Raw genomic sequence first — 23,260 nt, forward strand, 5'->3', positions numbered from 1 at the left:
TCTTAACTATTTCAGTTCTTATTGCAGAACAATTTTTAAAGATTTCTTCTCTTGGTCAGTTTTGATGATGCAGTGATAAACCCCTCTGTACAATCCCCCGATATCCAACTGATGTAGGTAGGTTCCCGCCTCTTTTTGTCCAAGTTGATCTTCTATAAGGATCTGACCCATCGTATTGAGTAAAGTGATTTTGACATTTGATGATTCAGAAAGGTTGTAGTAAATTTTAGAATAACGATTTGTGACTGGATTTGGGAAGCAAATAAAATCGCTGTTCATACTGCTCAGTATTCTTTCTGCCTCCTGTGTACTATTAGTTTCACCACCTACAGCATCCGGATCGTTGATGATCTGAGCGTAGGCATATGATTCTACATAACCACCTTCTTGTCCATCATCCGCTGCAAAAATCAGCATTCCGGTACCTTCCGTGATAGCTGTTAGATTAAGGAAGTAACTACCAAATCCCAGGTCTACTATTTCAGGAGTGAAGTTGCCAGCGTATACTCTAATGTCATCTCCATCAGGATCTGAGAACAGATCATATGGGTCTATTGATAGGCTTTGGTTAGTGCCTGCCAAATTCATGTTGATGATTTCATACTCGCTATTGAAGACAGGTGGGCGGTTCTTATTGATTACTTCTAGCACAACAGTATCCCTGACCAAATTGCCAGAAGCATCACTTAAGCTAATGGCCAAATGGTGTATTCCCGCATCTTCGTAGTCTGTTCTTACTTTGACTTGTCCTGTTCTATCACCTGTTTGCTCAAATTCTACATCGATCGTTCCATCTATACTATCCAGCTCCAGAGTCATCTGCTCACCCTCCGGATCACTAAATAAATAACTGAACACTTTTTCCTCAGTCTCAGTGATGCGCAAGGTGTCTTCGTAGATATTTGGATAGTAATCGAACTGTGCAGCTCCATTGATGGATAGATCTATTGTCAGCTCCGAATTGCTATTGTCAGGATCATTAGAAGCTACCAACACTTTACCTTGATGTTTACCTGGTGCCGTATTTTTTGGATCAATGATGGCAGTGATACTGAGTGATTCACCTGGAGCCACTTTGGCTTTTTTGATATCCAAGTCCAGCCAGGCATCTTCTCCTGAGGCAGTCAGTGGTCGTATTTTCCAAACATAATTTGTGTTATTATAAACTATATGTGAATTCCAGTAGTATTGGCCATCCTTTTGATAGACACCAGTAAAAGTCTTTTGTCTTAGATCTAAATCGTTAGTTGAATCATAGCCGATAAATTTTATTGTGGTAGGCTGTTCAACCATTATAATGAAATCTTGATTTGAAGGTATAGATAGTGGCTCTTCAAGCTCAAAATAAACCCACTCTTCGTCAATTTCTTGATCAATAATGAAACTTTGGCGGAAGGCTAATTGACCTTCCTGAGGCTTTTCTCCTCCGTAATAAACACTAATGGTCATTAGTTCATTTTGATGCTTTAGAACTTCATAAATTTTAATATGAGTGAGATAAAAGTTCTCTTCAGAATTTTCAAATTTATTGGCAAAAGCATAGGTGCCAGTTTCAATAAATGTGGTTGCTATTCCATCTGCTATTTCTTTAGAGTCTATTGATAAGGAGTCTACTGATACAGGTTGATCCTTAGTGAAATTGCCTATTTTGTCAATAGTGCCCACATTGCTATTTCCATCAGCAGGAGGGACTATTGCTGGGGTCATATCCAAAACTAAAGTTGAGCTTCCTGTATTGTTAATATTGAACTGAAATTCTTTAGTTTGAGTCTGAAGCATAGAGAAGCTTTGATCCATGCCGTCCCAGTCAAAAATGGGAGGAGATACTATTTTTGCTTCTACATTGACATGATGTGTGTCGAAATTGCCTGACAGATCGAAATTGCCAATAATAATATTGTTACTCTTTACTGGTATTTCTACAATCAGGGTGAGTGATTCCCACTGTCCGATTTCTATCGCTTCGCTCAAGAGACCACTACTTAGCCTGATATATTTGTTTCCGTCAGTGTCATAGACACTCATAGTACCTAAACTGCTGGAGTTTGATATGCTCTCTATACTCAAAACATCATAGCCTTCGTTTCTTATTTCAAAGCTCTGGCGAATGATCAGGTCTTCTTTATACACGACCTCTTCCCATTTTAGCTCTGTGTCCGCTATCAATTTTGGTGATCCTGTTACATTGATTTGGAAGGGTATTGTGAATTTCGGCTGCTTTTCACTATTGGTGGTGACCACCACGCTATCTTGATAGCTCCCTGGGTGATAAAGATCCTCAGCTGAGAGGATCAGATCCAAGTTTTGCGTTTCTCCAGCTGAAAGACTTTTAGTGAGTGGCGGATGTATTGAAAGGGTAGTACTATCGCCGAATGGAAAGAAATTCGCCACGAAAAGTCCCTCTCTTTCCTGCAGAACCTCTGATTCGTCCGGGCTCTCCAATCCATATTTGAGTAATCCGGTCCAGTTAATAATGTCCTTATAATGAAAGTAAATACTTCCATCCTGGACAATCTCCAGCTGAAAGGTAACTGTACCTCCCTCTAAGTACTGACTGATAGAGGTGAAATTGTCCCACTGAATTAACACTCGATCGGATTGGATATCTAATAGGATACCTTCCTCAGGGTTAGAGGGTCTGAGGTTGGCCCAGTAGGGGGCAATCATACCTTTGAATCCATCACCTGCTTCAAAAAGAGGAATAATAGTCTGCTCGTCAGGTTCTACTACAGTGACGAAACCTTCATTTGATATCCAAATGGAGTCAAACTTTTCGCCATAAAAAGGAAACGCAAAAGGAAGTTTCAAAAGGTGAAAGGCACTGGTGTCGATTTGAATAAGTTGTCCATTTCGTTTTAGGTCTCTCCATTGATAATACTGGCGAGTACTATCACTATGTTGCCATTGGTATCCGAAGTTGCTCCACAGTTCTTCGTTCGGTTTGTCCATGGCTTTGGATGGGGTAGGGGTATCTAGACTACCATATATGCTGTTTTGTGCGATGAACTCCAATGGGACGTTGTTAGCTGTAGTGTTACTAATCGTAACAGGTACAGTCGTTTTGTTTCCTCCTACCAGATTGACTGAAATAGAGCCTGGAAAGTCAAACGTGTATTCTGCATCAAAAGCCCCTGTTCCATTAAGAAGGATGGTTTTTGTTTCTCCAGAACTGAAGGCTAAGTCCAAGTAGCCGGATACAGATCCACTTTTGATGGGATCAAATACAACCGGAATCGCAATATTGGATAGCGCCTCTACTGTAATGGGTAGGGTAACACTTGTACTAAATTCGTTTGAGCTAAAGGTTGCCTGACTCAGTTCTAATGATCCAAATCCGGTATTGTTGATCATGAGATGGGCTGTTTTAGGCAGCCCTATTTTGACTTTTTCAAAATGAAGTGAATCGTCTATTTCTATCAATCCCTGCCCAGTCACATTTATTTGAAAAGGAAAGGAATGACTACCTTCATAAGTATTGTCCTTTATCAGGAAGTTGTTGTTGTACAGGCCACTTGGCATTTCGTAGTTTTCCGGGTCGATGGTGAGTGAGATGGTTTTAGAACTACCCGGTCCGATAGATCCCTTGATGGGAGATGCCTCGGATATCATAGAAATAGTACTGGTGGGTTCAAATCTGATGACCTGACCAGAAAATAAATCACGACCCACAGTATCAAAGTCTCTATAGACCAAAGAGTCATTGTCTTCGATGCCTTTCGTTAAAACCTGATATTTCATATCAGCTGTAAGGTCATCAACATCTTGATATCTGAACTCGATGGTGCCATCACGAAACAAAACAATTTGATAAGTGAGTTCACCATAAACATTAAATTTAGAATTAACAAACTCTTGAATTCTACTGACAAAAGTAAAAACTGACCGATCACCAAAATTGTGATGATAGAGGGTATCGAGACTCATGAAATAGCCGTCGATTTTGATGGGGATTAAAGAGGCATTGATGTAGGTGTTGAGTTGAGCATGACTAAAAATCCAGGTAGACTCTATCTGCTCATTGAAGAAAGGGAATTTCATTCCTAGCGCAAATACAGAATCTATGAAAGGTTTGGTGGTTGTTTTACTGCCAAACCCCGTGATGTCTTCCCATAGGCCTGCAGTTGGCCCTCCTGCGTCGTTAGAATCCAGGATGTTATAGGTAAGTTTGCTAGGTGTTTTGCCTGAATAGGTTTCGGGAATAGAATAATGACTCAAATCATAGAGTAGTTCGGAATCGGATCCGTTATTTTCCAGTGTCACATCCAGCTGAGCAGTACTTCCATAATCTACATCTACTGTGAGCGTGTCAAATATTACATTTATGACTGGTTCTGTCTTACTTTTAATTTCGAGACTAAAGGGTAAAACTCCAATATTGGTGCTTAAGTTGAGGTTGGTCCCAATCAGTCCGCTACTTATCGGAGTATATTTAAATGGAACCAACCCAACTTCTGAAGAGAATATCTTGATGGGATCTTCAAAATCTCGAATCAAATCCAAGTCTGTGGAGCTCAAATCGTAGATGATGAGAGTGTCCAGTCCTGTATTTTCTAATTCAAGAGATAAGGAGTTTTCGCGTCCTACGTAGGCCTCAAAGCTGTAGCGCTTATCATTATCGACTACTGGTTTTTGCCCAGTCACTTCTACCTTGACCTCTATATTGATCATAGGTTTGTGTACATCGTTGGTCATAATACCTACTGACGCTAGATGATGTCCATTGGTCAGATGAGACACATCAATTGTTGCTGTGATTGCTTCACTAGTTCCTGCTGGGATTTCTCCTGATGTAGGGTTAAGGAAGACATATGATCCATCGTCTCCGGTACTTAGCGCATCTATCATAGGTATGAGTGGACGATCATAGTACCTGACGAAATCTTCATAGTTTCGGCCATTACTTCTAGAAAAGTAGAAAGTATTGGGTAGGTATTCCTGACCAAGTTGGCAGGCAATAGGATTTGTCATTTCACTTGGGAAATGCAGTACGACCCAGAAAAATTCGTTGTTTGAAAATCGCTGGGGCTGATATATAGGAATGGTGTAATATTTTAAAATATTGGTGGTGTCAGGATAGTATTTTTGAGTGTAGATTGTTTCTGCCTCCAGAGGATTTGTACGTCCTCCTTTTTTGATCTCTACAATGATGGGTACTTCATTGGTTTCAGGAAAAAGTACGGCTTGGACATGCGTAAGATTGAAGCTGTAATCGTAAGGGATCTCGTATCGTGTAGCCATGATCAAACCAGCATTTTCGTTACCAGTCCCGGCTAATATACCTGGGTAAGTGCCATTGTCGTAGCTGATGCCAGCCACGAACTGAGTGGCATCATTTTTCCAATGATCTCTATTTTGGGTGTTGAAGGCAGATGCCAAACTCATGTCCTCCAATGATTGGATATTCAATTCACCAGTTTCGATAATATTGGAAGTACTGAAATTTTCAACAGTAGTTGGTAAAGAGGAGTAATTAATCGTTTGGGTTAAACTATTGACCGAAGTACTGGTTGTATTTTCTTCTTCGATTGGATATCTAAAATAGTCCTCGTTTCGAATGAGTGTATTCCAATACACAATCCCTTCCCCAATATTTGAAAATTGAAAGGTAGTATCCTTTACAGGAGTTACACTGGCGTCTATTTTTAAAGAAAGACTTCTCACAGATTCCATGAAATGAGGTTCTTTGGAAGTGGTAGTCTTTAGGATATTGGATATGTCCGAAAGGTTTTCGAATTGATCCGTCGATTTTACGGCAAACCAATAGTCTTTTTCTTTGATTAGACCTGTGATGTTAATTTCAAATTCCTCTCCAATTGCCGCGGTGTTCTCTAACAGGAATAAGCTGTTGCTGTCAAAATTGTCTTTGGTGATGGCAGATTCTGCTATGGCTAAATAGTAATTCAATGGTTCTTCACCTGAATCGTCATTGGGCACAGTCCATGAGAGACGAACCTCGTTGTGAAAGGTCTCTTTGGCAGCCAGATCGCTGATTGGGTTAGGAGGAACCCGGCTATCTTCCAACAATGCTTTGTCGGCATTCAAATATCCGCGCCCGTATTTATTGTCATGAATAAAAATCAGTCGATCAGTAGAATTGATAATGATTCGTTTCAAATCATCGGCAGTAAAATCTTCTCCTCCAAATTTGGATATAATCAGTGCAGCCACCCCAGAAACATGTGGACATGCCATAGAGGTGCCTTCAATGTATCCATAATTGTTATCAGGGAGTGTGCTTAGCACGCCACCTTCTTCACCAAAGTTGGTCATGTCTCCACCAGGAGCAGCTATATCAACCCAATCACCGTAGGTTGTATATGGAGAAGGGAAGCCAGTAGGGCCTGTGGCGGAAACACAAATGACCTCTTCGAATAAACCTGGATAACGTCTCGATTCTGCTCCGGTATTTCCTGCAGCAAAAAAGAGGACACCCCCTTTCATTGGACTTCCTTCGTAGTTACCTGCCTCAGCTACGAAATATTTGATGGCATCATAGACCTCTGGTTCATAGTATTCTATTTGGTTGTAGCCCCATGAGTTCTGGGAAATTACAGCGCCATTATCTGCTCCATAGACGATTGCTTCGGCAAAGTTTGCACCCCCACTACCAGTTTCAGTAAAAACCTGACAAGACATCAATTTGACTCCATTTCCTGATCCATCACCTCCAGCGACTCCAGCCACACCTAATCCATTGTTGCTGACAGCCCCGACTGTTCCTGCCACGTGAGTACCATGAGAACCACTGTATATGGTGCCTAAATCCGAATTGAAGTTGTATCCAAAGTAGTCGTCTACATATCCATTTCCGTCATCGTCTACGCCTTCTTCGCCATTGATTTCAGCTTGGTTTTTCCATATGTTGGCTTCTAAGTCTTCATGATATACGTCAATCCCTGCATCTACAACAGATACGATGATATCAGAACTGCCTGTTTGCGATTGCCAGGCGTTGAATAGGTCAATGTCAAACCCTTCCAGTCCTACATTACCATAGTTTTGATAATGCCATTGATCTGCGACTAATGGATCGTCGAAGATGATGCTGTCTGCTGATGTACTCTGGGTATCAAGCTCCCTAAGGTTGTCTTTTTTGATGACCACAGGCTCTGAATTGCCATCCAGGTTTACCTTTTTATAAACAGGTTTGATGATCTCAAGATCACTAATGCCTTGATATTGTTTTACAATGTCGTTGGGGTCTAGATCCGGGTCAAACTCTAATTCATACCAAAGATGCAGGCCATATTTTCTGTGCTTCGCCTCGTGTTTTGGGGAGTAAGGAAAGACTCTTTTGATATTTTTAACACCAATTCTGTCACTTAGTTCATCCATTTTTTCGATTCCCATATGACTAGGAGAGGAGGATGGTCTGACCCTAAGGTTGCTTTGGTTTTCAATACTTTCAGGAGTGAATTTGACCCTGATTTTACCTTGGATCAAATCAGTATCAGCATTTTGTGCATTCGCGATCTGACTGCTTATTATCAGGGCAAAGGCCAAACATGACAACAATTTTAAGCTCAGTTTTATATCTACTATCTTTCTCATTACTCTTGCTCCTAATCTTTATATATTATTGAACTTCCCTTACATATCTAACAGGAAGGGCATAATACGGACCTGTAACTACTGTGGTCCCATAATCTTCACCATTACTGAAATAGATGGTTTCGGCATTGCCATTGTAAGCGTAGTTTGCCGTCCAATACAAGGCAGTCGAATCCTGTTCGTTGAAAACATTTCTAAATGCTGGATCCTGGCCACTCGAAAATTCCAAATAGCCAGGTAGATTGAAATCGATCCCTGTTTCTCCACCTTCGGTGATTTTTTCTTTGGCATGTAACCTGCCGCCTGCATAGGATACTAAATCGTAGAATTCGGCAGAAGTAGGTAGTCTCCATCCTTCGGGGGCTGCTTCGACTGCTGAGGCATAATCATACAAGCGACCATAGTACTTTCTTTCGGACTCGGTCTCTAGCGCGTGTCCTTCCTTTATTACACTGCGTTCGGCATGACCATAGTACCACGATCCATTCCCTGGGTTTTGAGCATAGTTGAAGTTGTCCGCCATCCAATCCAGTCCATTTACTTCAGTAAAGCGATAAACCTGCTCATCTCTTTCATCCTTCCAAAAACCCCATTTGCCCCTGAATCTTACATGAACTGTATCTTTAGAAACTTCATTATCAAGTTTTACCGTCCATTGCAATTGGTACAGAGAATCCGCTACACCTTCAAATAAACTGTTTTGATTATCTAGATCGTGAAGCCTCCCATTGTTTCCATCAATGATCTTCCATGCTCCAGTAGCTCCAGCGGGTAAAAAACCTTCTAGAGTGTAGAATTTGATTTCTGTTGATTTTGAGGTTTGGACATCTAGATTGTCCGAACCAGCATCTGCTCTAAGAGAATCGGTTCTGAAATCCAATTCGCGAAAAGCTTCTTGTCCACCATACGTTAGTGTCCATCTGACTTTATATTTCTTATCAGATTGACCAATGAATTCTGCTTTGAAATGATCTGCATTTTCGATTCTTCCATTCTCACCACTGACAATCTCCCAATGCCCAGTAGCACCAAATTTTGGAGCCTCAGCCTCTAGGTAAACGGACCGGTTGTTATAGGTAGTGTCTCCAATGTCAGTGAGGATTTTAGGTGCCATTTCTTTGAATGAAACTGTAATTGTCGCAGCATCATAATCCTTGCCCTTGCTGACTTCCCAGCCAAGATGATAACTCACCCCTGGTTCGCCATGAAATATAGTTTTAGGATCATGAATGTCTTCAAATACACCGTTTTCCCCAATGTAGATGCGCCACGTTCCTATCAAACCCTCAGATACTTCAGCAGCGTTTAGTTTGACTTTATATCCATCATTTTCTATGTCTAATAGGTCAATTCCCGCATTTGGGTTAAGAATGACCCCACCATCATCTTGATCATGACATGACCAAAGACTTGACAGGGTCAAGCATAGAAAGAGTAATTTTTTCAATATTCTTATTTGATACATTTGCTTCATTTTCATGCAGTATGATGCTTTTATCAATTTTAGTATCCTATATTTTGATGATTATCGGTCACCTTATCATTTGCGTCAATCTCTGACTGTGGGATCGGGAAAGTGAGTCGGTAATAGTCCTCATCATCAGATGAAAAATTGAATGTGACCCAGTGATCCTCTTCACGCTGTAGAGGTAATAATCTTCTTTTGATGTCATTGAGCCTAAACCCCTCACCAAATAATTCTTTTCTTCTTTCGAGAAGAATTTCATCTATGAGGCTTTGTCCGGTGGTTGTGCTTTTAGTTGCAGCAGGGTTGGCCCTTCTTTGGATTCGATAAAGTGCATCCTGTGCTTGAGTGTAATTGCCGAGTTCTGCTTCACACTCTGCTTCAATCAGGTGCATTTCGGAGGCTCTAATTGCAATACGCTCAGCATTGCCTACTACGCTGTTGTGAGCAAATTTTAATATCACGAATCGATTAGGGTCAAGCTCGCTATATCTGCCCATCAAATTTCGTCGGCTATCTTGACTAGAAAATTGGCTCACAAACTGATTGTGTGCTCGCATGGAACTATATCCACCCACCGGCCAGTAAAAAGAAGGGATCGAAAGATACACATTGTTGTCATCCTGTGTATATGCAATTGAGAAAATGGATTCGGAGTTTCTGGCAAAATAACCGGAATACATATCATTTACCGTCATCAGATCTAATCCATCGTGCGCTTCTTTGGCCATATCTCTTGCCTTGGCCCAATCTCTTTTATTAAGATATAGTCTGGCCAATATGGCTTTGGCAGCACGTTGGTCAAAGAACCCTTTGTCTTCTTCCATTTCCAGAAGACTAGTTGCAATCATTAGGTCATTTTCGATTTGATTGTAAACCTCATAAAGAGCAGCCCTTGGCTTATTTTCTGAATCAGCATCTTGACCTTCTGTCACTATCAGGATGGACAATGCCGTACTATCAGCAGCAAAAGAAGGAGCATAGAATTCTGTAAGTTTGTACATCGCATAGGCACGTAGTACTCTTGCCTGTCCTTCCATATTATTGATCTGCTCTTCGGTTGCATCTGGGATTACCCTTACATTGTGGATGATCTTGCTAGCATCGCTAATGACTTTGTATCCTGCCCACCAAGGTTCGTCGATATAGCTATAATTAGGCAACAGCTCCATCTGATAAACAGGAGTAAACCAATTCCAATTGTCCACAGAATTGATCATCAAATCTTCTCCCATGATATCGCTCATGATCGGAAGGTAGAGTCCATCAAAAGTGTAAGAACTTAATTGGTCATATACGCCAGTGAGTGCTGTGTTGGCCACCGCGTAGGATTCAAACACCTTTTGGTCGGATATAGCATCTGTTGGTTCTAGATCCAGATGGTCTTCACAGGATACCAGTACTGTCAATACTAATACCCACTGTAGTTTCGATATTGCTTCAAATATTTTCATACCCGTGTTTCTTCCCTTTATCATAAGTTTACTTTCAATCCTGCTGTTACTACTTTGACCCCAGGAATCCTGCTATTGGTAGTGCCATTTAAAGCCCCTTCAGGATCAAATCCTTTGAATTTGCTGAATGTCATGAGGTTTTCCCCTGAGACAAATAACCTCAAACCTTGTAAATGCATCCGCTCACAGGCCAATTCTGGAAAACTGTAGGCCAGAGTGATGTTTTTCAGTCTTAGATAGGATGCATCTTCTAGAAATCTAGAAGATAGCTGTTCACCCTGGTCCGTATTATTGGTGACATATCTTGGGACGTCTGTGAACCTATTATTAGGTGTCCAGGCATTCAAGGCATCGGCTGCTAGGTTCGAGCCAGGTTGGGTACCATCATGCATGTTAGCAGCATAATCTAAATTGTAGACCTTGCCTCCCAGACTATAATAGAAATAGAAACTCAAATCAATCCCTTTGTAGTTTACACTATAGTTGATCCCTCCAAAAAAGTCTGGTAAAGCGGTTCCCATTCTTATTCTTTCTGCATCACTATACTCACTGGTTACTTGTTTGCCACTTCCTAGGGGGTCGGAGTAAGCAGAGTCTGGGTTTTCTGATGTCTCTTTGTCATCAGAATTAGCATTGACATACCACATGGGCTGACCATCGTCAGGGTTGACTCCTGCCCATTCGCGCATATAAAACTGGTATATACTGCTACCTTGCTCTAAGAGCTTAGTGCCAGATATTATTTTGTCAGTGTTTAGTTTCAAAATTTCATTGTCATTGGTGGAAATGTTGAATCCAATGTTGCTAGAAAAGGCATCATTTCTGATGATATCATAGTTTAAAGCTCCTTCCCAACCTGTATTGATCATAGCTCCGAGATTAGTCAGAATAGAACCAATACCTGTCCCTGCAGATAGTGGTTGTGCAAACAGCAATTCATCAGAGGCTCTGTTGTAGTACTCGACTGTTAGATCCAGTTTGTCAAAGAGCCTGGTTTCCAAACCTATATTTAAGGAGGAGATTTTTTCCCAACTCAGATTTGGATTGGCGAGCTGTATAGGTGTTATCCCCGGGCTACCACCATAATTGGCTCCACTGCCATATAATCCTAGTGAAGCATAGTTGCCAATATTGTTGTTTCCTGAAGTGCCATAACTACCGCGTAGTTTCAAGTTATTGAGCCATTCTACAGATGGGAGCCAGTTTTCCTGACTCAGAGTCCATCCAGCACCTACTGAATAGAAGAGTCCATACTGATTGTTTTCCCCAAAACGTGAACTCCCATCACTCCGAGCACTTGCGCTTAGAAAATATTTATTTTCAAATTCATATTTGATCTGTCCTAGATAAGAAAGCATCCTCCAGGATGAACCAAAGCTAGATGGAGCTTCAGGACTGGCGCCCCAGATTAAGTCAGGGTATCCAGGAACAGCAAAGTCTGTTGCCTCTGCTGACAATAGGGTGAAGTCTGCGCCGATAGATTCTTGCCCAACTAAGATTTCGAATAGTGACCTTTCGGTACTTTTTGAATAATTCAGAACGTTAGAAATATTCCAGGAGATGTTGCCGCTACTCGAAGCACTACTACGTCCATTGACACCTGCCCCATCTCCATGTTCCGGATTGTAGTGCACCAGGGCTTTTCCATCGGTATTGTCTATAGATCCTGTAGTCCTAAAAGTAAGGGTAGGTAAAATCTGAAAATCGAGGAAAACGTTGACCATGCTGCGTTTGGTCTCCGATTCATATAAGTTAAGATCTGAAAGTCCTACCGGGTTGAAATCAAATACTGCTTTGTTATCCCAGTTGTATGTGCCGTCTGCATTGAATACGGGAGAGGCTGCATTGATCATTTCGGCGGATCTAACCGGGTTAGCTCCACCACTACCACTAGGTGGCGCGTTTGATTCTGAATAAGACAGGTTTGATTTGATTCCAGCTGTGATAAAGCTGTTGATGTTGTGAGTGACGTTGATTTTACTAGTATATCGGGTAAAATCCGAACTAAGCACAGTTCCTGAGTCATCAAAGTACCCCAAAGAAAAGAAGACTTGGGTTATATCACTACCACCTGAGACGTTAAGGTTAATGTTACTTATTAGGCCGTTTTTGTAGATTTCGTCCCGCCAATCAGTGTCAGTGTGGATTTGAGTACCAGGTATTACTTTTCCATTGTTATCCAAAGGCTGGTCAACTCCGAATGGATTGAACCCTACGATTTCTTTTACATTTTCATTGGCAAAGTCTTTCGATTCTTGATTGGATTTCCCTTCAATCAAGGCCTGATTGTATAGTCCCATCCAGGAGTGTTCGTATATCTGACTAGAATTCATTAACTCATAGCCGTCAGATACTCTGGAGGATACTCCGAAATTAGAGGAAAAGGAAATTTGGGTTTTACCTTTTTGGCCTTGTTTGGTAGTGATGACCACCACGCCATTTGCTGCTCTTGAACCATAGAGCGAGGCAGCTGCTGCGTCTTTCAATACCGTGATACTTTCAATGTCATTTGGATTAATGTCAGATATGGAACCGTCTATAGGGACCCCATCCAAAACATATAGTGGGCTGCTGCTGGCACTGAGTGAACCAATACCTCTAATTCTAACAGCAGCACTAGACCCTGGTTGCCCGGAGGCACTGGATACCATCAGGCCTGGAGTGGCTCCCTGTAAGGCTTTTTCGAATGAAGAAACAGGTCTGTTTTCGATCACTTCGCTATCGACCACTTCTGCAGCTCCTGTGAAGGCTTCTTTAGTTGAAGTCCCGTAGGCCACTACCATCACAGCTTCTAATTGCTGAATGTCATCCTGCATAGTAACGTCTATGACAGATTGCCCATTGACTGGTAAGATGACTTGTTTCATACCGACAAATGAAAAGATCAAACTTGCCTGATTATCAGGTGCAGAAATAGAATAGTTGCCCTCTATATCGGTAATAGTACCTGTATCGGTACCTTCTATCACTACCGTGACACCTGGTAGGCCTTGTCTATTTATATCTTGTACTTTACCTTTTATTTTGATGCCCTGAGCAGCCACGGAAAGGACAAATGTTAAATTCAATAAAAGGCCCCATGTTATTCTTTTCATATGTCTATTTATTAATTCTGCGGCTGGAAGGCAGTTCATTAGGGAGAGATGGATGTGAAAACAGTAGAAACTGTTTGATTAATCTTCATTAGGAAACCTCCTCCATGTCTCATGACATGAAGGAGGTATGGTATTAAATACTATTTTAGAGTGTACAGCCTGCGGTTAGCTGATCGTATGCAGTGTCTCTATCCACTTCGGACCAGTTGAAAGAAAAGTATGCCTTTCTATCAGTCGACCATGAGACATCAAAATCACCATTTTTTATTTTGGCAAGAATAGGCTCCATAGAACACATCGATACATTGCTATCAGACGGCATGTAAAGACTCAGGTATGTCTGATAATTAAGGAAGTTATTCAATGCTCCAAATGCGTTGAATTCAGTTAGTTCAGTAGCATTGATAGAGAGTGTTTTTACTTCGGTCAAAGCATCAAAGCCTTCCAATTTAGCTACATCTGTTGTAGCAGTGGTTCTGAAACCAATACCAATTCCACCTCCACCATCTGTTGGTTTATTTATAGTGATGCTAACGTCTGCAGCAATGGTCAAAGCAGCAAATCCATCAAACCAATTTGTTTGTTGAAAAATGAAAATGTTAGCATTTGAATATTGGTTAGGTCCAGTTGTAGTCAATGCGTTGAGCACATTTACTAGATCCATGCCAGTACTATTAGAAGAAATTGAGATGTTTGTTCCCTGTATTTCAGTTACCGCGTTAAATGACTCCATTGATGTCAACTGATTGTTTGTGTCGATCTTAAAATCACCGCCTACATACTCCAGGGCCTCAAATGCAGGCATAGTCACTAGACCAGTTTTTTCAGTTGCATCCCAGTAGTAACCATTGTCATTGAAAGAAACGCTTAAATTACCATTGATTGTTTTGATTCCATCTACCAATAGGTTTTCAAGGACACCATTGTATTCAACTATGAAATCACCCCCGATGCTTTCAGATGTAATCTCTATAGAAGTCAATTCATTATAAATAGACTTAAATCCACCTCCTATGTTTCCAAGTGTCAAGCTGCCTCCACCTACGTACATGATGTTAGCATCACCTACAACATTTACATAGGATAAATCAATAGAGGATATGCCACTGATGCCCACTCCTCTGGGGTCTTCTGACCAGTACTCATTGATGTAGACTTCTTCCACCATATCCAGATTTGCGAATGATAAACTAGTCAATGCTGAATTGTTTTCAGTATGGAGTTCGTCGTTTACTAATACAAGGGCATCAGCAGTTAATGTTGCTAGACCTGCATTATCTATTACTTCAAAAGAACCTCCTACGGAAGTCAATGCGCCGAATTCAATCGCGGCATCTCCTGTAGAGCCGGTGATAACTAAGTTTTCACCTACGTTTTCTAACATTGGAAGTGAAGCACTTTCTGATACTGTCAGCACCAATTCTCCACCAATCAATTTGATATCGGCAAGAGCAGTAATATGTGCAGATTTACTTGCAATTACTTTTCCAGTAACGATCGATGCACCTTGAGCAGTCATGGCATCATAGTCTTCCTGCGTCAATAAGTTGCCATAATAGATAGCGGAAGCATTACTTTGTATTTCCTCCTCCATTGTTGCAAGATTCTCTAATAGAGCAGTGTATTGCTCACTCCCGGTAGCTTCTAATTCAGCGATTGATGTCTCTAGAGCTGCTATCGCTGCTAATAATGCCTCTTGTTGACTAGCCTCCAGATCAGTAACTTTTTCTTCTAGAGTGTCAATTTGTTTTTGCATGTCATCGATCTCGTCTCCTACACAGCCACTGAGTAAGTAGATGGAAGACATAGCTAAAACGGTAAGTAGTTTTTTTCTCATTTTGTTAATTGTTCTAGTTAAAACACTTGAATACTTTCATAAAGCTAGATTTCAAATATTCTATTATCGAACCACTAACAGTTTTGCTGTTTCATCGCATCCAAAGACACAGAAAAGTTATTTGACACACATTTAAAGTATTGAAAAACAGGTTGTTAACATTTTGATTGGAGTTATGGAGAAATGAGGAAAAAATAGATAGTACCCGTCCGTTCTATGTTTAGATTAAGGCTTAGTCTAAGGATTGAATGTATTCGGTTGGAGTTTTGCCGGTGTATTTCTTAAAAGCTCGATTAAAGGTTGTCTTAGAGTTGAATCCTGCAGCATCGGCGAGATATGGAAGAGTATGTTTGATATGAAAACCTTCATTGATCAGACGAATGGCTTCTTCCAACCTGTATTCATTCATCAATTCATAAAAAGATTTTTCAAACTCGCTGTTGAGCATTTCTGAAATGCGCTTATAGGATAAGCCAGTAGCCTCCACCATATCTTGCATTTTTAAATCATTTTTAAGGTATGGTTTCTTATCTACTATATATTGAGAGAGGGTTTGGAATTCTTCGGGTGTGTATCCTTTTTTTTGAGATTGGGGAGAGTTTGATTTTCTTGGATGCAATAGGGCAAGAATGTCCTCGGTTTCTTCAAATAGTTCTGGCCTTTGCATCGTGAATATGCCCAGTACTATGGTTAAAAGAGTAAGCCCTAAATAGAATACATCGAATAGATCGATGAATATATCTATCCCGAAAATATCCAGAAAAGCTCCAGTGGTACCTGCTATCCATAAAAAAATATTGATCAGCACAAATAACCTCAGCCAGGATAGAGAGTTGAGCTGGAAATCTGATAGACGGTTTTTTCTGAAATATTGAAAGTGATGTATAGTTCTTAATGAGTATATGGAGTAAAAGGTCCCTTGAAGAATAATGGTCAGATTAAATATAGTCTGTAGAGGTCCGAACCAGACAGGGAAACCATTATTGATCATTTGGATTTTAGCCTCTCCACTCTGTAAGAAAAAAGGCGAAAAAGTAATAAGGTAGGCAATAGAAGGAGCAAAGTGCCAAAGGTTGGACCAATTAACCTTAATATCTTTATAAAGATAGTGCCGGATATATAAGTAGATAAGAGGGAAGAACATCAAGGTGAATACATCCCAAAGCGCATAAAAATGGGGGTACTTGGCAAAAAAATCTGGTGACTGAATAATAAAAGCGAATACAGTAATAGACCATGTAAACACTAGAACCCCTAATATCTTATTCGGGAAGAAGTTGTTAGGGTAAAATATGAGGTACATGGATAGGAGGAAGGAGAAAACCGCTCCCATTAGCAGACCCAGATTGAAATAATTGTCTATTACCATGTATCCGAGCTAAATTAATTATAATTAGTTATAAAGATAATCTCCTTTAAAGATTCATGAATCGCCTCAAGGTATTTTCTTCTTTCAATTTTCTAATTATGTATAACAATCTATTGAGAGCAGTATTTTTCTTGTAAACATGATTAATGAACTGGAACAATAGCGTTTTTTATTAGATGCTTGCCCAGGAAGTATAATCCTAAAGCCAAAAATCCACAAAGCGTCATGATCAATGCCATAGGTATACCTGTGGCATTTTGCATCATGCCGACGAAAGCTGAAGCTATGGCCCCAATGCTCATTTGTATCGCACCCATGAGTGCCGAGGCATTGCCAGCCGTGTGTCCCATAGGCTCCATAGCTAGTGCAGAGCAGTTTGGAAATATGAATCCTAAACTACTGATGAAGGCAAATATCAGAAAGGTGTTGACCCAGAGGTTGGTAGCTCCTGTGAGACTTGTAGCTAGCAGAGTAGACCCAATGATACACTGCATGAAGATGGCGGTTTGTACGGTTTTTTCCATGCTATGCTTCTTTAGTACCAGATTGTTGATCTGACTGGAGCCAATCAGCCCTGTTGCAATTATGGCAAACACCCAGCTATACTGTTGTTCATTTAAGCCAAACAGGTTCATATACAAATGTGGGGACCCACTGATGTAAGCATATAAACCAGAGTAAGCAATGGATCCGGTTAGCGCATATAAAAAGAAGCTTGGGTTCTTCAGGATGTTAAGGTAGTTCTGAAAAATATTACCGGGCCTTAATATATATGCTGTATTCGGTTTTTTGGTATGTGGGACAATAAGTATAGCTCCTAAGATCATGATCATTGAGAATACAAAAAGCACGATAAAGATGCTTCTCCATCCAAAGTAGGTGGTCAACAGGCCACCAACCGTAGGAGCGATGATAGGAGATACAGCCACTACCATCATCAATGTAGAGAATACTTTAGCTACTTTTTTGCCTTTGAACAGGTCTCTTACAATCGTACGTGCGGAAACCAAGCCTGCACATGAGCCAATCGCCTGTAAGAAACGAAAGAATATTAAAGCCTCTATGGATTGAGACAACGCACAACCCGCGGTACTGATAGCATAGATAGTAAGGCCAATGTAGATAGGTCTTTTTCTACCATACCTCTCCAATAGCGGTCCATATATAAGTTGACCTACAGATAGCCCTATGAAAAAACTGGAAAGCGTATAAGATACATGCGCCAGATCCGTCTGTAATCCTTTTACAATCTCAGGGAATGCAGGTAGATAAGGATCCACAGAAAATGGTCCCATGGCTGTGAGCAACCCCAAAACTGTAATGAGTAGGGAGGCTCTTAATTTTTTATTGGATGTCATGTGTCTAAGTCTTTTGAAACGATCTAAGCGTCTCTATTCAAAATACTTAGTCTTCATATCTGCTCTGTTGATTTGTAAGGTTGGTCAGTCGAATAGTTGCAAAGCTTGTTGAAACAAATTTGATTCCCAATGAAGTAACGAATTATGTCTGGTCAGGATGCGCTAAAAGACAAATAAAAAAGGCTATCGATTAGATAGCCTTCATTTTGAATTTCTTTTTTAGTTCCGTAAAGGAGGACCTAAATCGAGCATCCGTGTCCAGCATATCGTTGACGGATTGTAAGGCATGAATCACTGTACTGTGGTCTCTTCCACCAAAGTGACTACCAATGCTTTTGAGCGAATGGTTTGTATAGTCTTTGGAGAAATACATCGCCAACTGACGTGCGATTACGATCTCTTTCTTACGAGTTTTGGCTTTCAAGTCCTCAGAAGAAACATTGAAATACTCAGAAACAGTCTTTTGGATGTAATCGATACCGACTTCTGACTCGATGTTTTTGACAATAGATTTCAAAGTCTGCTTTGCCAACTCCAAATTGATCTCGGATCTGTTGAGTGAAGCATGAGCCACCAACGAAATCAGAACACCTTCTAATTCTCTAATGTTAGTATCTACGCTATAAGCGAGGTATTCTAATACCTTATCATCGATTTCCAAACCATCATCCTGAAGCTTTCTTTGGATGATTGCCAGGCGCGTTTCAAAATCAGGTTGCTGAAGATCAGCAGTTAAACCCCATTTGAATCTAGAAACCAATCTTTCCTGAAGACCTTTCAACTCTGTTGGAGGTCTATCACTAGACATTATGATTTGCTTACCGTTTTGGTGTAGGTGATTGAAGATGTGGAAGAAGATTTCCTGTGTCTTCACCTTATCCTTAAAGAACTGCACATCGTCAATGATGAGCGTATCTACATTCAAATAGAAGTTTTGAAACTCCTGCAGACTATTGTTCTTCAGCGCCTCGATGAATTGGCTTGCAAATTTTTCGGAAGCTACATAAAGAACGAACTGTTCTGGATTTTCTCTTTTGATTCTGTTACCAATGGCCTGAGCCAAATGCGTTTTACCCAAACCTACACCACCGTAGATCATCAATGGGTTAAACGAAGTAACACCAGGTTTAGAGGCAACTGCCAATCCCGCAGAACGGGCCAATCTATTGCAATCTCCTTCTATATAGGTGTCAAATGTATTTTCAGCGTTTAGGTTAGAACGTTGTTGTGCATTTTCAATTTCTCTTAAGGCAAAAGGGCTATTGGAAATGGGAGCTCCATTAGCACCATTTTGTGCAAATTTGGCAAAATCCTTCTTTTGAGCCAGATTGACTGTGTATGGTTGGTTTTTAGAATTGCCTTTATCTACAATTACAGAATATTCAAGTTTTCCTTCTGGACCTATTTCTGATTGAATCGCTTCTTTAAGTAATTGGACATAATTGTCTTCTAACCACTCATAAAAGAATTGAGAGGGTACCTGTATAGTTAATACAGGCGCTGTGAATTTTAATGGAATAATCGGAATAAACCACGTTTTGAAGCTCTGCTCGGGTATTTTACTCCCAATAAATTTCAGACAGTTATCCCATATTCTATCGTGCATTTGAATTTTGGCAGTTGGAGGTTTACGAATAATTCTTGTAAGTTTTCTCTTTCGAGAATCTCAAAATTGATCAAAAAAAAATGATTAAAAAAATCAAATTGATATTGACTTTTTAAAAAGCTCTTCAAGCATACAAAATTGAAAAAAATAATTTTATATTCTTCGAAAAGTACAATTAGGGTTTGTTCGACTTTATTGTTCTTTTCTTTTACAATGTTACATCATGTTTCCTTCTGATTGGTGGATATTCAGATTGTTTTTTTTGGGCACAAGAAACCGTATATTGCCATAGACAACCCAAACAATGATTATGGAAAATTATCACTTCCGTGAGTTTTCTCCTATGTCGAAATCTGAATGGCTTGATTTGGCTACTCAGGCTGACAGGGGAAAGGATCCGCACTATGCTAACTCTCTTGAGTTGGCATCATATTTTTCTTTGCCTTCCTATTATGACCAGGCTGATGTGAGCGCTCGCAGTTTGGCTGCTGAATTAGAAATGAACAGTGATTGGCAATGGTTCGAGAGATGGGATCAAGGTGAATTGAAATCTCTCGAGGAATTGAGAAAACTTGGAGTTCAAGGTTTGATTGTAGATGATGAAAATGAGCCGAGTTTACCTGTAGTTGGAAATGATCCTAGTGTAAGTATCTGTTATAGAGGTAGTAATATTAGTGCTGCTAAGAGGTTGTTAGTGTCGGCAAATTCTAACAAAGCCTATTATATAGGCAGTAATGACAAGATTAAATTAGCAGATTTTTCCAATGTCTATTCAATGGCCATAGATATTTCTGGATTGTCTCATTATAAGGATGTTGTATACGAGGTAGTGTTAGCCTTGCTACATTTTGATCAAATAACAGATCGTTATAAAGGGCAGGATCTTTCGAAACTATGGAGCAAGATTTTCATTGTCACCGATGTTTCTACTCGGTATTTTCAAGAGATACTGAAACTGAGAACCTTGAATCAACTATTGGTTTCGATGATCCATAAATTAGGTTTAGAAATTGATAAGCTACTACCACTTAATATATATGCCAGATTGGGTTCTGGGATGGAATCAATGAGAGTTGATCAACAGCTGCTGAGGCTTCCTGTAGCCATGCTTGCAGCGATTAATGGTGGTAGTAAGGCCATTGAGGTGGATTTGAAATCTAATAATAAGTCAAAAATTCACTATCGTAATATTTCTAATATTTTAAGGGAAGAAGTACATGCAGGATATGTGGCTGGAGCTTTAAATGGAAGCTACTTTTTAGAGTCAGCGGTTGAGGATTTATCCGCTGAAGTTTGGCGTCATTTTCAAAGTGTTTTGAATCGAGGAGGGCTTGATTGGCTTCAGGGAGACTATAAGAAATACTTAAAATTGATTGCTGTATGAAAAGTGTAGATTGGACTCAAGTTGATGTCAGAGAATTAGGTCTTTCAGGAATGAAGAGTGATTCTAGGGTGTTAGATTCGAAATCAATGCCTGAAGGCTTTGATGTTAAGAATCGTTATTCTAAGCAGGATGTGGCAGATCTTCTTCATGCTAGATTTGGAGCAGGAAGACCTCCTTATTTGCGAGGGCCCTATGCTTCCATGTATACCAGTAGACCCTGGACCATCAGGCAATATGCAGGTTTCTCAACAGCAGAAGAATCGAATGCTTTTTATAGAAGGAATTTAGAAGCAGGTCAAACGGGACTTTCTGTGGCCTTTGATTTGGCTACTCATCGAGGTTATGATTCTGATCATTCGAGGGTGACTGGTGATGTAGGAAAGGCAGGAGTGGCAATAGATTCTGTTGAAGATATGAAACTCCTTTTCGATCAAATTCCCCTCGATAAGATGTCAGTCTCTATGACAATGAATGGAGCCGTGCTACCTATCATGGCTTTTTACATAGTGGCGGCAGAGGAGCAGGGAGTAAACCCGACTCAACTCACAGGTACGATTCAGAATGATATTCTAAAGGAGTTTATGGTACGGAATACCTATATATACCCACCTGCTGAATCTATGCGGATCGTGAGAGATATCTTTGCCTACACATCCAGAGAGATGCCTAAGTTTAATGCTATCAGTATCAGTGGCTATCATATGCATGAGGCTGGTGCTAGTGCTGATTTAGAGTTGGCTTATACCCTTGCAGATGGTTTGGAATACCTCAGGGCTGGACTGGCTGCCGGAATTGCTATCGATGACTTTGCTCCTCGTTTTTCATTCTTTTGGGGTATAGGTATGAATCATTATATGGAGGTAGCCAAGATGCGTGCGGGAAGATTACTTTGGTCTAAAATCGTGAAATCCTTTGATCCCCAGAAGGAAAAATCTATGGCGCTGCGAACGCATTGCCAAACCTCAGGCTGGAGTTTGACGGCTCTTGATCCAAAAAATAACATCGCCAGAACAAGTATCGAGGCGCTATCTGCGGCATTAGGAGGGACTCAATCCCTCCATACCAATTCTATGGACGAAGCATTGGCTCTACCTAGTGAATATGCTGCGGGTATTGCGCGAGAGACGCAGTTGTTTTTGCAGAAGGAAACCGATATCACCCGTTTGGTAGACCCCTATGCAGGTTCTTATTACGTAGAATCGCTATCAGATCAATTGGCCAGAAAAGCATGGAAAGAGATTCTGGAGATAGAAGAGTTAGGAGGGATGTCACAGGCCATAGAACAGGGCATTCCTAAAATGAAGATAGAGGCTTCTGCGACTCGAAAGCAGGCAAAGATTGACAAAGGAGAGGATGTAATAGTTGGTGTCAATAAATATCAATCTGAAGAGGAAGATGCCATTGAGTTGCTTGAAGTAGATAATGATAAGGTAAGAGAGGGCCAAATTGCGCGGTTGAATGAGTTGAAGGAGACCAGAGATGAACATAAAGTAAGAGTGGCTTTGGAGGCGCTAGAAAGGGCAGCAAGCGATAAAGCAAATTTGTTAGAATTGAGCATTGAGGCTGCACGTGTTAGAGCTACATTGGGGGAGATATCGATGGCTCTCGAAAAGGTGTTTGGGAGGTATCAGGCAAAAGGAACGGTAGTTTCGGGTGTGTACAGCAAAGAGTATCAAAATGATGATATGATGAATAGGGTAAAAGATCTGGTCAACAAAGTACGAGAGCTAGATGGTCGGAATCCGAGAATATTAGTGGCTAAAATGGGTCAAGATGGACACGATCGAGGTGCCAAGGTGATTGCTACAAGTTTTGCTGACTTAGGGTTTGATGTAGACATTGGTCCATTGTTTCAGGTACCAGAGGAAGTGGCCCAGCAGGCAATGGATAATGACGTTCATCTGGTAGGTATATCCAGTTTGGCAGGGGGGCACAAGACTTTGGTGCCAGCGTTGATTAAAGAACTGAAAGAAAAGGGAAGAGGGGATATTATGTTGGTAGTCGGAGGAGTGATTCCTCCTCAGGATTATGAATTCCTGTATCAGGCTGGAGTTAGTGGCGTATTTGGGCCGGGAACAAAAATCCCCGAAGCTGCTTCGGGGATTTTAGAAAAGTTAATTTCGAAACTACAGGAGTAAGCG

Annotated in this window: 10 protein-coding genes; 2 read left to right on the top strand and 8 right to left on the bottom strand. The window is 40.7% G+C overall.

The window, feature by feature from the left end; translation table 11 throughout:
• Positions 1-18: 18 nt before the first annotated feature.
• From N7U62_RS01050 to dnaA, 8 genes are all read right to left on the bottom strand, one after another.
• Positions 19-7,551: a S8 family serine peptidase gene (locus N7U62_RS01050; RefSeq protein ID WP_264136019.1), complete on the bottom strand. Its 7,533-nt coding sequence runs from the start codon at positions 7,549-7,551 to the stop codon at positions 19-21.
• Positions 7,552-7,576: 25 nt separating this feature from the next.
• On the bottom strand, positions 7,577-8,998 hold the full coding sequence (locus N7U62_RS01055) for an FISUMP domain-containing protein (RefSeq protein WP_264136020.1): 1,422 nt from the start codon (positions 8,996-8,998) through the stop codon (positions 7,577-7,579).
• Positions 8,999-9,054: 56 nt separating this feature from the next.
• Positions 9,055-10,494 carry a RagB/SusD family nutrient uptake outer membrane protein gene (locus N7U62_RS01060; RefSeq protein WP_264136021.1) on the bottom strand — a complete coding sequence of 480 codons (1,440 nt, stop codon included), beginning with the start codon at positions 10,492-10,494 and terminating at the stop codon, positions 9,055-9,057.
• Positions 10,491-13,565, bottom strand: a complete 3,075-nt coding sequence (locus tag N7U62_RS01065) for a SusC/RagA family TonB-linked outer membrane protein (protein WP_264136022.1) — start codon at positions 13,563-13,565, stop codon at positions 10,491-10,493. The genes N7U62_RS01060 and N7U62_RS01065 overlap by 4 nt, the downstream gene beginning before the upstream one ends.
• A gap of 145 nt (positions 13,566-13,710) precedes the next feature.
• Positions 13,711-15,402, bottom strand: a complete 1,692-nt coding sequence (locus N7U62_RS01070; RefSeq protein ID WP_264136023.1) for a SadB/YajI family lipoprotein — start codon at positions 15,400-15,402, stop codon at positions 13,711-13,713.
• Between the two features lie 232 nt (positions 15,403-15,634).
• The gene (locus tag N7U62_RS01075) at positions 15,635-16,771 is read right to left on the bottom strand and encodes a helix-turn-helix domain-containing protein (protein WP_264136024.1); all 1,137 of its coding nucleotides are present in this window, start codon (positions 16,769-16,771) and stop codon (positions 15,635-15,637) included.
• A gap of 143 nt (positions 16,772-16,914) precedes the next feature.
• Positions 16,915-18,129, bottom strand: a complete 1,215-nt coding sequence (locus tag N7U62_RS01080) for a multidrug effflux MFS transporter (RefSeq protein ID WP_264136025.1) — start codon at positions 18,127-18,129, stop codon at positions 16,915-16,917.
• Positions 18,130-18,319: 190 nt separating this feature from the next.
• The gene (gene dnaA, locus N7U62_RS01085) at positions 18,320-19,735 is read right to left on the bottom strand and encodes a chromosomal replication initiator protein DnaA (RefSeq protein WP_264136026.1); all 1,416 of its coding nucleotides are present in this window, start codon (positions 19,733-19,735) and stop codon (positions 18,320-18,322) included.
• A gap of 310 nt (positions 19,736-20,045) precedes the next feature.
• Here dnaA and N7U62_RS01090 point away from each other — a divergent pair, with 310 nt between their 5' ends.
• Together N7U62_RS01090 and scpA are read left to right on the top strand one after the other, a co-directional pair.
• Positions 20,046-21,119, top strand: a complete 1,074-nt coding sequence (locus N7U62_RS01090; RefSeq protein WP_264136027.1) for a methylmalonyl-CoA mutase family protein — start codon at positions 20,046-20,048, stop codon at positions 21,117-21,119.
• The gene (gene scpA / locus N7U62_RS01095; protein ID WP_404818008.1) at positions 21,116-23,257 is read left to right on the top strand and encodes a methylmalonyl-CoA mutase; all 2,142 of its coding nucleotides are present in this window, start codon (positions 21,116-21,118) and stop codon (positions 23,255-23,257) included. The genes N7U62_RS01090 and scpA overlap by 4 nt, the downstream gene beginning before the upstream one ends.
• The last annotated feature ends 3 nt before the right edge of the window (positions 23,258-23,260 follow it).

Source organism: Reichenbachiella ulvae (assembly GCF_025833875.1).
In the GTDB taxonomy this organism is placed as follows: domain Bacteria; phylum Bacteroidota; class Bacteroidia; order Cytophagales; family Cyclobacteriaceae; genus Reichenbachiella; species Reichenbachiella ulvae.